A 14,554-nucleotide genomic window follows, 5' to 3' on the forward strand; every position below is an offset into this window, starting at 1 on the left:
CACTGGATTTAATCTAGCAGGTATTATTATGACATTACTATTACAGAGTGCTGAACCTGCCTGTCCGAAAGTGATATTAACCTGCGTGATTAATTTTAACATTTAATGCATTAACTAATTTCATTAATACACTCTGTATGTCAGGTGGCAATCGGTATTCATTGCCACCTGACACACAGCTCTCCTTTCCTTATATTTCTTATATTTCTTATATTCCTTAAATTCATATGCTGTTAGCGTTGCGGTAGCTCCGTTTCGTCCATGCGCACCAGCATCAGGCCCGCGCGCAGTCCTTGGGCAACGTGCGGATTGGGAAACAATAGCCATTCGTAAGGATGTTCGACCCGGTAATTTCCACTGGACTGCTCCATTAACAATCGCCCGTAGGCAAAACGCGCAAAATTGAGGGTTTCGTCGGCCACGTGCAAACAGAAGTTTGCATCGGTTTTGATCAAAGATTTCACCACGCGATACAACAACATCGGCGCATCCGGCGCTCTTTCCGGCAAAGGTGCGCCGCTAACCAGCCCCTGCAATCCTCGATTGATTCCAGCGAATTGAGCCAAGTCGTTCTGTCCAAACGGTAACGCTTTCCCCAGCTCTAGCGTACAACTGTCTGCCTCCCAGTATTCACTGGTGTAATTGGAAAAGGTTCCCCCTGCAGAGGTATGCATGACTAAGGCATCCAGTTCGATATGCTGTAGCCAGCGATATAACTCTGATGAATACGGACGCCCCTGATAAGGCAGTAAGCCGAAACGAGTATGATAGGAACCACGAATTGCCGTGTGTAAATCATAATGCAGCCGCTGATGCACCTTTTCAGTGCTAAAAAATTGGGAAACGGCCTGTTCCACTATCTGAGCTCGCTCTCTTTCGATAGATTCAGGAAAGTCCTGATGGCGGCCGCCAAACATCCGATTGATATCATGTTCGAGATAACGCTTTGCGACGCGAATCGCCGCAGGATTTCCCAATAAAATCAGCAAGCGAACATTTAACTGGAGGCGTCCAAGAAACAAATCGCCAACCAATTGATTTAGCAGCTCGATCGGCGCAGTTTCATTACCGTGAATACCGGCAGACAGCACTACCGCCTGTTGATATTCGCCTAACGGGCACAGTTCCAGCATGCCTTCTCCCAGCCAATGCCAGCGAAACTGTGCCGTTCTCCCCTGATCGTTCACCGGTTGACGCGCAGATAAAGTCAGAGTTAACAAATCCAACATGAAGACTCCTTATCATCCATGAAATGAGTTTTGCTGAAAGTGGTACACCGATCCCAAATCCAGAATCCGCGTCAATTCGTCCAGCGCCTGATGCCCTTCCTGTAGTAATTGCGGATCGGCCAAATCACTGAGCTGCAATCGATCGCGATAATGACGATCGACCCAATCATTGAGCGTGGCAAAAAGAGCGGGGGTCATCATTACGCGAGGATTCACCGCCTTAAGTTCAGTTTCGTTCAGCGCGACCCGCAGCCGCAGACAGGCCGGGCCGCCGCCGTTGCGCATACTTTCCCGCAGATCGAAAACCTTGATTTCGTCAATCGCCCCGCCGCTCGCCACTAACTCGGATAAATAGCGCCAGACACCCGCGTGATCCCGCGACTCCTGCGGAATCACCAGAAGCATTTTTCCGTTGTTCTTACGCAGTAACTGACTGTTAAACAGGTAGGTAGAGACCGCATCAGCCACCGAAACTCGCTCCGTCGGCACTTGTATGGCGTCTAGCTGATACTCCATTTCGCCCATTTGGCGGCGCAATGGTTCCAGAGCACTGTCCCCCGCCATAAAAGCCTGTTGATGGTAAAAAAGAACCTGTTGATTGCTGACCGCGATGACATCGTTATGAAAGACACCGCGATCGATAACCTCTGGATTTTGCTGAAGGAAAAATGTGCGACCGGGATCCAGCTGATGCAATCGCGCCACGGCCTGACTGGCTTCAAGCGTTTGTCGCGCCGGATAACGACTCGGGGCAGAACCGGTCGTCATACCCCGCCTACCGTAGACGAACACTTGCACCCCTGGCCGATCGTAATCACCGCCGAGGCGGTTATGGTTGGCAGCGCCTTCATCACCAAACAGTTCCCCTCCCGGCAGCGCCTGATGATGAACAAAGTGACGATGATGATTGAAAATACGCTGCAATAGCGCGCTCGTTGTTTCCGCCTCGATTGCCCGATGGAATTTATTGTTCAAATTGGCGGCGGTAAAATGCACCCGACCGTCGGCGCTATCCGCCGATGGGGAGACAGTTGCAGCATTGGCAGTCCACATAGAAGAAGCCGAACTTACCGCAGACAAGAGTCTGGGCGCTTCCCGCACTACCTGACTCAAAACCTGCCCATCAGAACCGCTGAACCCTAGCTGCCGTAAAGCGGGTAAGAATGGCCGTTCCTGCGGCGGCATCACGCCCTGCGGGTAACCCAGATCCGCCAGCGTTTTCATTTTCAACAAGCCTTGTTTAGCCGCCAGCTTCGGATTGGACAGGCTATTTTTATGCTGAGTCGAGGCTTCATTGCCGAAAGATAATCCAGCATAGTGATGAGTTAGCCCGACCAATCCATCGAGATTTAATTCATATCCTGCCATAGGGCTTCTCCGCCGCGGCTTATAGAGGATCGGTCACATCAAACGAGATGCCCGGTGATAAAGTCGCTGGCAACGTCAGGCTCTCGCTTTCCAGCGATGCCATCGGCCAGGCGCAGTAATCCGCAGCGTAAAACGCACTGGGGCGATGATTACCCGATGCGCCCACACCACCGAACGGCGCAGCGCTGGAGGCGCCGGTCAACGGTTTATTCCAGTTGACGATACCGGCCCGCGCTTCCTGCAGCAGTTGCTCAAACTGGCGACGATTTGGAGAAACCAGCCCAACGGCCAGACCGAAACGGGTCTGATTGGCAATCTCTAACGCCCGATCGAAATTGTCATAACGAATAATGCAGACCAAAGGGCCAAAATATTCCTCATCCGGCACGTCATTCACGCCGGTGATATCAATAATTCCCGGTGTCAGCACCGCGCCCTGCGCGTCTGGTCTGGTCATAGTCAGCAAGGCTTTCCCGCCCAGTTTGATCAGAGTTTCCTGCGCATCCATCATACGCTCCGCCGCCTGAGGGGAGATCACCGCGCCCATAAACGGCTGCGGCTGCTGATCCCAACGGCCAATCCGCAGCGACTGCGCCACGGCGATAAAACGTTGCAAGAAAGCATCGCCTTCTGCGCCGCGTTTTACCAAAATCCGCCGCGAGCAGGTACAGCGCTGACCGGCAGAAATAAACCCAGACTGGATTGCCAAATTCACCGCCGCATCTCGGTCATCAATTTGTTCGACAATCAGCGCATTGTTACCGCCCATCTCCAACGCCAGCATTTTCTCCGGCTGTCCAGCCAGTTGACGATGCAACTGATAGCCGGTAGCGGCGCTGCCGGTAAACAGCACGCCATCGATATCATTCTGTCCGGCTAGCGCGATGCCGGTATCCCGTCCGCCCTGAACCAGATTCAGTACGCCCGGCGGAATTCCAGCCTGTTGCCAAAGTTTGACAGTTTCTTCCGCAGTTTTCGGTGTCAGTTCGCTAGGTTTAAACACCAGCGTATTACCTGCCAACAATGCCGGGACTATATGCCCATTGGGTAAGTGGCCGGGAAAATTGTACGGGCCAAACACTGCCAGTACACCGTGAGGTCGATGGCGCACCACGGAGCGCGCGTCGGCCATTGGCGATTCGCTGGTGCCGGTACGAACTTGATGAGCTTGCAGTGAAATATTCACCTTGCCAATCATGGCCTGAATTTCTGTCAGCGTTTCCCAATGAGGTTTACTGGTTTCCAGACTGATGGTGCGTGCCAGTTGCTGTTTATGCTGTTCCAGCAGTACGGCAAAACGCTGAATAATTTCCACTCGCTGCGCTAACGACGTTTTCGCCCAAATCGGGAAAGCCGCTCGCGCCGCCTGACAAGCTTTGGCAACATCCTGCTCATCGGCTGCACGGGCTTGCCACAATAATTGCTGATCCATCGGATCGTGTTTTGCGAAAGGCTCACCCTTGCCGGTGTGCCATTCCCCTTGAATAAAAAGTGCAGCATGGGTCATTTTCGTGTCTCCGGGGAAAATAAGCTGACCAGACGAACCGTTCCGCCCTGTTCCACGCCAAGCGCGGCCGCACTTTCAGCGTTGAGGTGCAGAACCTCGTCAGTCAAATCGGTGTGAATCAACAGCGCACGAAAGTGATGATAATCATCATTCGCTACCAGATAAGCGGTGCCGCTGCCGTCTAGAATGACATCATCAATAGAAACCTGCCGTTTGGTACTTTGGCGCACTGCACGGATTTCATCCGTATTGGCTTCCAGCGTTGGACCACCGTCAAAAATGTCCACATACCCTTGGTATTGCAGGCCTTCGGTTTCCAACACCGCTCGCGCTGGCGCAGTATGAGGATGTACCTGGCCAATAACCGCCTGTGCTTCGGCCGCCAGAAAATCTACGTAAAGCGGATGTTTCGGCATCAATTCCGCAATAAAGGCTTTCTGACCAGTGCCGCTCAGATAATCCGCTTTGGCAAATTCAATAGAAAAGAAATGGCGTCCGACGTTTTCCCAAAACGGGGAGCGCCCCTGTTCATCGGTAAAACCACGCATTTCCGCGATCAGCTTGCGCGAGAATAACTGGCGGAAAGCGGCAATAAACAGAAAGCGCACTTTAGAAAGGAAAGGACCATTTTTTCCCTGGCGATATTCAGGATCGAGAAATAAAGTACACAGTTCGCTGTAGCCCGTGTGGTCGTTGCTCAAAAAGAGCGTCGGCACCGACTTGTAGACATTGAGGGTTTTCGACGCATGTACCAGCGTCCCCACGCGAAAGTTGTACCAAGGATCGTTCATGCCAACGGCAACCTCAATCGCGCTGACGCCCACCACCTTTTGACGCTCAGTGTCTTCCAAAACGAACAGGTACCCCTGTTCGCCCGGAGCCAAAGTTCCTTGCCAGGTGTTTAACGCCCGTTCAATGCGTGCTGCGAGATGTTGCTCATTTTGTGGCAGAGAAGTCATGCCGACGCCAGTTTTTCCAGCCAGTTCCAGGATATCGGCCAGATCCCGACGTTCTACCGGGCGAATAATCATCATAATCAAGGTCCTTTTTTACGGCGTTAATCCTACTGGCAAACCTGCGCAATCCCACGGGCAAGACGTGCCAGTCCCTCTTCGACGTCTGATTGAGAAATGATGAGAGAAGGAGCAAACCGCACCACGTCCGGCCCGGCAATCAGCGAAATCAGCCCGTGTTTGGCCGCGGCCTGAATAATGGCTTTGGATTGACCGGCATATTCGCGTTTTAACACGCAGCCAATCAGTAAACCGCTACCGCGGATCTCGGAGAACACGGGATAACGGGCGTTAATGTTTGCCAATCCCTGCTGGAACCACTGATGACGCTGCTTCACGCCGGATAGCACTTCGGGTGTGTTGATCAACCGCAGTACGGTTCCCGCCACGGCGCAGGCCAGCGGGTTGCCGCCGTAAGTGGTTCCGTGGCTACCAACGTTGAGCGCACCGGCAAAACGGTTGGTGGTCAGCATGGCAGCAATTGGGAAGCCGCCCCCCAAGGCTTTGGCACTGGTTAATACGTCCGGCGTTACGCCGTAATGCATATAGGCATAGAGTTCGCCGGTACGGCCGACGCCGGTTTGAACTTCATCAAAAATCAGCAAAGCGTTATGGCGATCGCATAAAGCACGCAGTCCGCGCAGGAATTCGGCGTCCGCCGGAACCACGCCACCTTCCCCCTGAATCGGCTCGACAATCACCGCGCAGGTTTGCTGATTGATCAACGCTTCCGCCGAGGCCAGATCGTTAAAAATGCCATGACTGATACCGCCTGGCAGCGGAGCAAAATCCTGCGAATATTTTGGCTGTCCACCAGCAGAAACGGTGAATAGCGTGCGGCCATGAAACGCGTTGCGGAAAGCCACGATCTGATTTTTCTCGCCCACTTGCCCCGGCAGGTTGGCGTAGGTATCTAACGCATACTTACGCGCCAGCTTCAGCGCCGCTTCGTTGGCCTCCGCACCGGAGTTACAGAAAAAAACCTTTTCAGCAAAAGTCGCGTCAATCAGTTGCTTGGCTAACCGCAGCACCGGTTCATTGGTATAACCATTGCCCAAATGCCACAGTTTTTCCGCCTGTTCATGCAAGGCAGCTTTAAGCGCCGGATGTCCGTGTCCCAAGGCATTGACCGCAATACCACCGGCAAAATCGATGTAAGATTTTCCTTCTTGATCCCACAGGGTCGCGCCTTCGCCACGAACCGGAATAAAGTCAGCCGGCGCATAGGTTGGCACTAGCCATTCATCAAATGATTGGCGGGTGACCGGGATTGGCTGTTCCATATAAACCTCTTTCTCAGCATGAGTTTGGGGTGTGAATGCTTACTGGCGAGCCAATGGCACTCTCTTTTGCCGCCGTCGCCTCACATTGATGGAGTGAGTACGGCGGAGGTAACATGTTATGTCGCGAAATGGCGACTACCGAAGTCGATTGAGTCGCCTTTCGTATATCCTGTTAACTATTCAGAATGAAACAGATTCACTTGATATAAAGTGTAGAGCAGCTTTTATGCTAGCAAGCCCAATATGTGAATAAAATGTATTTTTTTCGTAAAAACAAGAGTTTAAAATGCATAATTATGCAAAAGATGCAATTTATCGTGCATTAATTTATCAAGGAATGGCGTAATTACCGGGGGCTAGGCGAAACATTATTCAAATAATGTGAAGTTCTATTTTTGCTCTACACGATCACATTTATGCAACACAATAATAACAGGCGTGTATGCTAACGCCCTATATATGGGCGGTGAATGCGTCAATTTAGTGCGTTTGTTCTGTCGAATTTGTGTCTGGTAGCAGGTCGATGGGTGAGCATTATTCTCACCCGCGATTTGGTTGGAAAAGAGTTAAGCGTGTTCGCGCTGTGAATATCCCTCTCTAACGACGCGCACTGAGCTGATAAACCAGTTGGCCGAGGGTTTTAATAGCCTGCTCGCAGTGGCTGCTCCATGGGAAGGAGGCATTGAGGCGGAAACAGTGATCAAACTGCTTCCCGGTAGTGAACATCCTCCCTGGCGCAATGCTGATCCCCTGCTCTAACGCGCGTAGATAAAGTTCATTGGTATTAAACGGCGGTTCCATTTCTACCCATAAAAAGAAACCACCGCCGGGATGACTGATTTTCACGTTTTGCGGGAAAGCTTCTGCAACCGCCTGATGCATGGTGTTCAATCGCTGTTCCATCACCCGCCGCAGGCGGCGCAGATGCGTATCGTACCCACCTTGAGTGAGATAATCGGCAATAGCCAGTTGAGTGGGCACACTGGCAGATACGGTACTCATCAGTTGTAAATGCTGAATACGCTGAGCGTGAGCCCCCGCAGCCACCCACCCGACGCGAAAACCGGGTGCCAGACATTTGGAAAAGGAGGAACAGTGCAAAATTTGACGATGCTGATCCAACGCCTTGGCGGGCAGTGGTCGTTCCGCACCAAAATACAGCTCGCCATACACGTCATCTTCTATTAGCGAGATATTATTCTGCTGTAACAGGTTGACCAACCGCTGTTTATGGCTCCACGGCATGGTGGAACCCAGCGGATTCTGGAAATGAGTCATCAGCCAGCAAGCTTTAATCGGATATTGGCCGATAACCTGCTCCAAAGAATCCAGATCGATACCCAACTGCGGATGAGTGGTAATGGCAATGGCTTTTAATCGCAAACGCTCGATGGCCTGTAATGCGCCATAAAATGCCGGCGATTCAATCACGACCCAGTCTCCCGGCTCCGTCACCGCCTGCAAACTCAGGCTCAGAGACTCCATTGCGCCCGCGGTAATCACAATTTCTTCCGGCGAAACATTCATACCGCTGGCGGCGTAGCGTTGGGCAATATTCCTTCGCAGGCTCTCGTTACCCGGCGGCAGGTTAGTGACCGAGCTTTGTGGCGATATTTTCCGCGCTACGCTGGCCAGCGCTTTGGATAACCGCGGTTGCAGTAACAAACTGGGATCGGGGAAAGCAGAACCAAATGGGATAATCGCCGAATCTTTCCCCGCCTGTAGCACATCAAAGATAAAGGCGTTGATATCTACCTGCTCGGACAAATGCAGCTTGGTACCGCGTTGCGGCTGCGGTAGTTGGGTAGGTCGAGATGCCACATAGTAACCAGACTGCGGCCGCGCCACGATCCAGCCCTGACTTTCCAGCAGTTGGTATGACTGCACCACCGTCATCAGACTCAGCCCAGATTGCTTACAACTTTCTCGTAGCGATGGCAGTTTATCCCCGGCCTGCCATACTTTTGACTGAATTTGGGTACGAATCTGGCTGGCTAATTGCTCATATCGGGTCATAATTCATCTGTTATAGGTAATATTGCGTTAACTGTCACTATTATACCTACTTTAACCTGTGGTTAACTTGCTGCCAAGCCCGCCAGCCCGAAAAACCGCCTCGGGCATTGATGAACCCGCCGCATGACCGGTTTAGGATCTCAGCAATTGCCTCGAATAATTCTCCCACAGGGACAGGGTTTTCCGGTTCGGCGCTATCTGTTTCACGGCGATAACCATCACCTGCCGCGTTATTGCGATATACCGCTATGAAAAATAAAAGGAAGTACCATGTTTGATAAGGGGTCCCTATGTTTGGGTTAACTGCACTAGAACTGGCCCGCATTCAGTTCGCTTTCACCGTTTCGTTTCACATTATTTTTCCGGCAATCACTATCGGTTTAGCCAGCTTTCTGGCGGTGCTGGAAGGACTGTGGCTAAAAACCAAAAATCAGGATTACCGCGATCTTTACCATTTCTGGTCGAAAATCTTTGCGGTTAACTTCGGCATGGGCGTGGTGTCCGGTTTGGTTATGGCCTACCAGTTCGGCACCAATTGGAGCTTTTTCTCCGAATTTGCCGGCAGTATCACCGGCCCCTTGCTGACTTATGAAGTGTTAACCGCCTTCTTCCTCGAAGCCGGTTTTCTTGGTGTGATGCTGTTCGGTTGGAATCGCGTTGGCCCCGGCCTGCACTTTTTTGCTACCTGCATGGTGGCGCTGGGCACGCTGATGTCCACCTTCTGGATTTTAGCCTCCAATAGCTGGATGCAAACGCCGCAAGGCTTTGAAGTGGTGAACGGGCAGGTGGTACCGCTGGACTGGATTGAAGTGATCTTTAACCCGTCATTCCCTTATCGATTGGCACACATGTCTACCGCCGCCTTCCTGTCCTCCGCCTTCTTTGTCGGGGCGTCTGCCGCCTGGCATTTACTCCGTGGTCGCGATACTTCCGCCATGCGTAAAATGCTGTCAATGGCGATGTGGATGGCGCTGATCGTCGCGCCGATTCAGGCGCTGATTGGCGATGCACACGGCTTGAATACGCTGAAATATCAGCCAGCTAAAATTGCCGCTATCGAAGGACATTGGGAGAATCATCCCGGCGAGGCAACGCCGTTGGTGCTTTTCGGTCTGCCGGATATGGAGCAGGAAAAAAACCATTTCGCTCTGGAAATCCCCTATTTGGGTAGCCTGATTCTGACTCACAGCCTGGATAAACAGGTGCCCGCGCTGAAATCCTTCCCGCCAGAAGATCGCCCTAACGTACCCGCGGTGTTCTGGGCCTTCCGTATTATGGTGGCATTGGGGATGTTGATGATTGTGGCTGGCGTGTGGAGTCTGTGGTTACGCTGGCGCGGCGGTTTATACCAAAACCGAGCTTTCCTAAATTTTATCCTGTGGATGGGACCGTCCGGTTTGATCGCTTTGCTGGCCGGATGGTTTACCACTGAAATGGGACGCCAGCCTTGGGTAGTCTATGGGTTGATGCGAACTAAAGATGCGGTTTCCGGCCACGGCGAAATCCATATGAGCATCACGCTACTCGCCTTCCTGCTGGTGTATTGCTCGGTGTTTGGCGTGGGTTACGCCTACATGATGCGCCTGATTCGCAAAGGCCCGGTCAAACACGAAGGTGATTCACCGGAACAAGGCGGCCCAGGCCAACAGCGTACTCCGGCACGACCGCTGTCCGCCGTCAGTGACAGCCTAGATAATAACCATTCTGAAAACCGCAGGAGCTAATTATGGGTATGGATCTTCCACTAATCTGGTTCGTTATTATTGTTTTCAGCACCATGATGTATGTGGTGATGGATGGTTTCGATCTAGGCATCGGCATGCTTTTCCCGTTGGTGAAAGACAGCCGTGATAGAGATTTGATGATGAACAGCGTAGCCCCAGTTTGGGATGGTAACGAAACCTGGCTGGTTCTTGGCGGGGCGGCGCTGTTTGGCGCATTCCCCTTGGCCTATGCGGTGATTTTGGACGCGCTAACCATCCCTCTCACCTTGATGCTATTAGGGCTGATTTTCCGTGGTGTCGCCTTCGAATTTCGCTTTAAGGCTACGCCGGAAAAACAGCATATCTGGGATAAAGCGTTTATTGGCGGATCATTGCTGGCTACCTTTACCCAAGGCGTGGTTCTGGGCGCCTTTATCAACGGGTTTGAAGTCACGGGCCGCGCCTATACCGGCGGTCCTTTCGACTGGTTGACGCCTTTCGCTCTGTTCTCCGGCTTGGGGCTGGTCGTGGCTTACTCGCTGTTGGGCTGTACCTGGTTGGTGATGAAAACCGAAGGCCATTTACAAGATACCATGCTGCGCTTGGCTACGCCGCTGACCTTACTCCTACTGCTGGTTATCGGCGCGATTAGCCTGTGGACGCCGTTGGCGCACCCGCAAATTGCCGAACGTTGGTTTAGTTTGCCTAATCTGTACTGGTTCCTGCCGGTGCCTATTCTGGTGTTGGTCGCCACCTGGGCGCTGTTGCGCAGCGTCAAAAATCGCGGCCACTATGCGCCCTTCCTGCTGACGCTGCTACTGGTATTCCTCGGCTACAGCGGTTTGGGCATCAGCGTCTGGCCTTATCTGATTCCGCCATCCATTACTTTCTGGGCCGCCGCTGCGCCCATGCAAAGCCTCGGCTTTATGCTGGTCGGCGCGCTGTTTATTATCCCGATCATTCTGGTTTATACCTTCTGGAGCTACTACGTGTTCCGGGGAAAAATCAATCACGATCAGGGCTATCACTGATTTCTCCGGGCTGGCGATCCCAGCCCGTTCGGATTCATTTGAACAACAGGAAATCCTATGTTTAAAAAAACGGCTCCCGCTTCGACAAGGCTGTCAACACCGGCACCTTGGTGGAAAAAATTGGGCTGGCTGGTGTTGATTTGGTGCGGCAGCGTATTAGCCCTACTGGCCGTCTCCATGCTGTTCCGTATGCTGATGACCGCTGCGGGAATGAAGAGCCATTAGCACTAACACTTTATCCACAAAAACGGTAAGGTAGCGGCGTTTATTGCTCAAAGGAATTCCGCTGAATGAAACGCTACCTGATCCCGATTGTTAATCAGGTTGCCCTGCTAATGCTGTTTTTAGGCCTGCTGGGACTGGCCGGCATGAGTATCTCTTCGTGGATGGCTCAAAGTATTCAGGGTAACGCCCACGCTATCAATAAGGCCGGGTCACTACGCATGCAAAGCTACCGTTTGCTGTCGATGGTGCCGCTGGATAGCCATGATTTACCCTATCTCGATGCGCTGGAGCAGGATAAAACCAGCGCTGACCTGCAACAATCCCTACAGCGGGAAGGATTAACCGAACAGTACCAGCGACTAAATCAGTACTGGATCCAAACTCTTAAACCTCGTTTACAGCAGGCTCAACGCCCCGAAGACGCGGCTGAGCAGGTTGCCAATTTCGTCCACCAATTGGATGCACTGGTACTCGCCATCGATCACAAAACGGAACAGCGTATTGTTCTGGTATCCGTCATCCAATGGATTTTCATCGCGCTGACCCTGATCCTGCTTCTCGCCACAACCTTTTATCTACGTCGCCGTTTGCTTCGCCCATGGCTGCAACTGATCACCATGGCTAATGCCATTGCCCGAGGGGATTTTAGCCATCGTTATTCCCTGACTCGTCACCGTGACGAAATGGGCACACTCGGTCTGGCATTAAATCGCATGTCGCAGGAACTCTCATTGATTTATGCCGACTTGGAACAGCGAGTGGCTGAAAAAACCGCTGATTTACAGCAGAAAAATCAGGTGCTGGCCTTTCTTTACCAAAGCAGCCAGGAATTACATACCCACCAGCCGCTGGCGGATCGTTTAGAACCCATAATCAATCAGCTGAAGTTATTAACGCCGCTGAAAAACATTCAGATTTGCCTGTATAAAAATGGGGGCGAAGGTCAGGCCAACCCGCTGCATACTGCCCAGGGAACCATTATCAGCAGTCACGAGCTGGAGAACGCCTTGACGCCAGATCAACAGTGGGAATCCCTGAGTTGGAGCCTGAGCGATAAGCTGGAACAATACGGCTTATTATTGGCTAAACAGCCGGTGAATCACCCTTTGAGTGATGAACAGTTGCAGCTGATCCACATGTTGGTAGAACAGTTGACCAGTACGCTGGCGCTTGAGAGTCAGGCTAAACATCAACAGCAATTACTACTCATGAACGAACGCTCGGCCATTGCCCGCGAGCTCCACGATTCTATTGCTCAATCCCTTTCCTGCCTGAAAATTCAGATAAGTTGCCTGCAGCAGCAAACCAGGGATCTGCCAGAAGCCAGTCAGATATTGATGCAGCAAATGCGCGAAGAGTTAAATATCGCCTATCGCCAGCTAAGAGAATTGTTAACCACCTTCCGGCTTAAACTGAGCGAAGCTACGCTAAGCGCCGCGTTAGAGGCAACCGCCGCCGAGTTCAGCGAACGTATCGGTATTCCGGTTAATCTAGATTATCAGTTACCTAATGATGGGGTTCCTGTTCATCAGTCTATTCATTTGGTGCAGGTCGCTCGCGAAGCTTTGAGCAATATCTATAAACACGCTCAGGCTACCGAGGTTTCCATACGGGTTTATCGCGATAACGATGAGGTGGTGATGGTGGTTCAGGATAATGGGTTGGGTATTGGCGACAGTAGCGCACGGCCCAACCACTACGGGCTGATGATTATGCAAGATCGCGCGAACAATCTGGGCGGACACTGTGAAATACGCCAGCGGCCAGAAGGCGGCACCGAAGTACGAATTCAATTTACTCCGGATAATGACGATCTAGTTTGATTGAAATCCTAAATAAATACGGGCGGAGGAATTTCCCCGCCGCCTACTTTTAAATCTGATAATCGATAGCGCCTTGATCCCTTTCTTCTGCCAGTACCTGATATTTAATATTCTGCGCTGCCAGAGTCGGATGACGCAGCAGAATACATAGCCAGATAAATTACAAACCTAATAGTCATTCGCAATAATCCCGTCACGGCACGTTCTATAGCACTTTCGGTTCATGCAAATAATTATCATTCACACAACTCAGTGATACAATTGTTTCATCTATTCCGCTGCGCCCCAATTAGCTGAATATCCAATAGAATGAAAAGGATGAGAGAGTGACTACAGACACCACCGCCAATCAGCCCGCGAAACGCCCGACGCCACCTCGTTTGATACAAGTTAAAGAAGTGCTGGATATTTCACCACACCTGCGACGTATTACTTTCCACAGTGATTCATTAGCTGACTATCCAGCAGACTGCGCCGCTTCGCATCTGAAAGTATTTTTGCCTCAGCCGGGACAAACCCAACCCGCATTGCCGGTGTTGACCGATAAAGGCCCTATCTGGCCGGAGGGGGAAATGCGGCCGATTGTACGCACCTATACGGTACGCGCGGTGCGCCCTGCTTCCGGTGAAATTGATATTGAATTCGCCATGCACGATCATCCAGGTCCGGCGGTAGATTTTGCCCGCCATGCTCAGAAAAATGACTGGATCGGCATCAGCAATCCCGGTGGCCCACAGCCGATGTTACCTCCAGCACTGCATTATTATCTGGTTGGCGACCCTTCCTCCCTGCCAGCTATCGCCGCTCTGTTGGAAACCTTGCCTGCTCACGCGCAAGGTCAGGTCATCGTGCGCGTAGATAGCGCGCATGATGTGCTGGATTTAGATAAACCAGCTGGCGTTGAGCTAAATTGGGTTATCGGAGGAACCGAGAAAACTCATGAAATCGTCACTCAATTCTGTTCTTTCGCCTTGCCTACGGAAAATGTGATGTTTTGGCTGGCCGGTGAAGACAAGTTAGTGGTGCTACTACGCCGCTATTTGCGCCGCGAAAAAGGCTGTGAACGCGAACAGCTTTACGCCGTCCCTTACTGGCGCGAAGGGATGAATGAAGAGGCTTACCATCAGAAGCGCCATGATGTGATGGATAATCTCGACGGTTAAATTTCGAAATAAATCCTATATCCACTTGGACATATCGCCCTGATATGTCCATTCTTAATAAGCTAATTAACCAAATATCATTGTTTTTTAAAAAACGTGTAAAGAAACTCTGCCAAACCCTTGTTATTTGCTAATCTTAGTCTCTTTTTTTTGTAAATAGTCGCTTTATGTGCGTCAAACGGAGTTAACGCCA

General features: G+C 51.6%; 11 protein-coding genes. 5 read left to right on the plus strand and 6 right to left on the minus strand.

Annotated elements, in window-relative coordinates:
- Positions 1–233: 233 nt before the first annotated feature.
- The 6 genes from astE to DBA33_RS08205 all read right to left on the minus strand — a co-directional run bounded on the left by astE (position 234) and on the right by DBA33_RS08205 (position 8,416).
- Positions 234–1,229 (minus strand): succinylglutamate desuccinylase, encoded by a 996-nt coding sequence (gene astE / locus DBA33_RS08180; protein WP_064513375.1) that lies wholly within the window; start codon positions 1,227–1,229, stop codon positions 234–236.
- Between the two features lie 12 nt (positions 1,230–1,241).
- Positions 1,242–2,597 carry an N-succinylarginine dihydrolase gene (astB, locus tag DBA33_RS08185; protein WP_064513373.1) on the minus strand — a complete coding sequence of 452 codons (1,356 nt, stop codon included), beginning with the start codon at positions 2,595–2,597 and terminating at the stop codon, positions 1,242–1,244.
- Between the two features lie 19 nt (positions 2,598–2,616).
- Positions 2,617–4,104: a succinylglutamate-semialdehyde dehydrogenase gene (astD, locus tag DBA33_RS08190; RefSeq protein ID WP_064513372.1), complete on the minus strand. Its 1,488-nt coding sequence runs from the start codon at positions 4,102–4,104 to the stop codon at positions 2,617–2,619.
- Entirely contained in the window at positions 4,101–5,138 is a 1,038-nt protein-coding gene (astA, locus tag DBA33_RS08195; RefSeq protein WP_064513369.1) for an arginine N-succinyltransferase, read from the minus strand. The genes astD and astA overlap by 4 nt, the downstream gene beginning before the upstream one ends.
- A gap of 29 nt (positions 5,139–5,167) precedes the next feature.
- Positions 5,168–6,400 (minus strand): aspartate aminotransferase family protein, encoded by a 1,233-nt coding sequence (locus DBA33_RS08200; RefSeq protein WP_064513367.1) that lies wholly within the window; start codon positions 6,398–6,400, stop codon positions 5,168–5,170.
- Positions 6,401–6,997: 597 nt separating this feature from the next.
- A complete protein-coding gene (locus DBA33_RS08205; RefSeq protein WP_120806183.1) occupies positions 6,998–8,416 on the minus strand; it encodes a PLP-dependent aminotransferase family protein in 1,419 nt (472 codons plus the stop codon).
- 290 nt (positions 8,417–8,706) lie between these two features.
- Between DBA33_RS08205 and DBA33_RS08210 the strand changes: the two genes are divergently transcribed.
- The 5 genes from DBA33_RS08210 (at position 8,707) to DBA33_RS08230 (ending at position 14,361) form a co-directional block, all read left to right on the plus strand.
- A complete protein-coding gene (locus tag DBA33_RS08210) occupies positions 8,707–10,140 on the plus strand; it encodes a cytochrome ubiquinol oxidase subunit I (protein WP_120806185.1) in 1,434 nt (477 codons plus the stop codon).
- A 2-nt stretch (positions 10,141–10,142) separates the two neighbouring features.
- Entirely contained in the window at positions 10,143–11,150 is a 1,008-nt protein-coding gene (gene cydB / locus DBA33_RS08215) for a cytochrome d ubiquinol oxidase subunit II (protein WP_120806186.1), read from the plus strand.
- A gap of 57 nt (positions 11,151–11,207) precedes the next feature.
- Positions 11,208–11,375 carry a DUF2474 domain-containing protein gene (locus DBA33_RS08220; RefSeq protein ID WP_064513359.1) on the plus strand — a complete coding sequence of 56 codons (168 nt, stop codon included), beginning with the start codon at positions 11,208–11,210 and terminating at the stop codon, positions 11,373–11,375.
- Between the two features lie 65 nt (positions 11,376–11,440).
- Positions 11,441–13,198 carry a nitrate/nitrite two-component system sensor histidine kinase NarX gene (gene narX / locus DBA33_RS08225; RefSeq protein WP_064513358.1) on the plus strand — a complete coding sequence of 586 codons (1,758 nt, stop codon included), beginning with the start codon at positions 11,441–11,443 and terminating at the stop codon, positions 13,196–13,198.
- 326 nt (positions 13,199–13,524) lie between these two features.
- Positions 13,525–14,361, plus strand: coding sequence for a siderophore-interacting protein (locus tag DBA33_RS08230; RefSeq protein ID WP_064513356.1), 837 nt, complete (start codon positions 13,525–13,527; stop codon positions 14,359–14,361).
- The last annotated feature ends 193 nt before the right edge of the window (positions 14,362–14,554 follow it).

It is taken from the genome of Yersinia sp. IP36721, from assembly GCF_003634395.1.
GTDB lineage: Bacteria > Pseudomonadota > Gammaproteobacteria > Enterobacterales > Enterobacteriaceae > Yersinia > Yersinia entomophaga.

Bases quoted from the DNA above. Each gene is read 5' to 3' on its own strand.
- astE (WP_064513375.1), bottom strand. From the start codon at position 1,229: ATGTTGGATTTGTTAACTCTGACTTTATCTGCGCGTCAACCGGTGAAC.
- astB (WP_064513373.1), bottom strand. From the start codon at position 2,597: ATGGCAGGATATGAATTAAATCTCGATGGATTGGTCGGGCTAACTCAT.
- astD (WP_064513372.1), bottom strand. From the start codon at position 4,104: ATGACCCATGCTGCACTTTTTATTCAAGGGGAATGGCACACCGGCAAG.
- astA (WP_064513369.1), bottom strand. From the start codon at position 5,138: ATGATGATTATTCGCCCGGTAGAACGTCGGGATCTGGCCGATATCCTG.
- DBA33_RS08200 (WP_064513367.1), bottom strand. From the start codon at position 6,400: ATGGAACAGCCAATCCCGGTCACCCGCCAATCATTTGATGAATGGCTA.
- DBA33_RS08205 (WP_120806183.1), bottom strand. From the start codon at position 8,416: ATGACCCGATATGAGCAATTAGCCAGCCAGATTCGTACCCAAATTCAG.
- DBA33_RS08210 (WP_120806185.1), top strand. From the start codon at position 8,707: ATGTTTGGGTTAACTGCACTAGAACTGGCCCGCATTCAGTTCGCTTTC.
- cydB (WP_120806186.1), top strand. From the start codon at position 10,143: ATGGGTATGGATCTTCCACTAATCTGGTTCGTTATTATTGTTTTCAGC.
- DBA33_RS08220 (WP_064513359.1), top strand. From the start codon at position 11,208: ATGTTTAAAAAAACGGCTCCCGCTTCGACAAGGCTGTCAACACCGGCA.
- narX (WP_064513358.1), top strand. From the start codon at position 11,441: ATGAAACGCTACCTGATCCCGATTGTTAATCAGGTTGCCCTGCTAATG.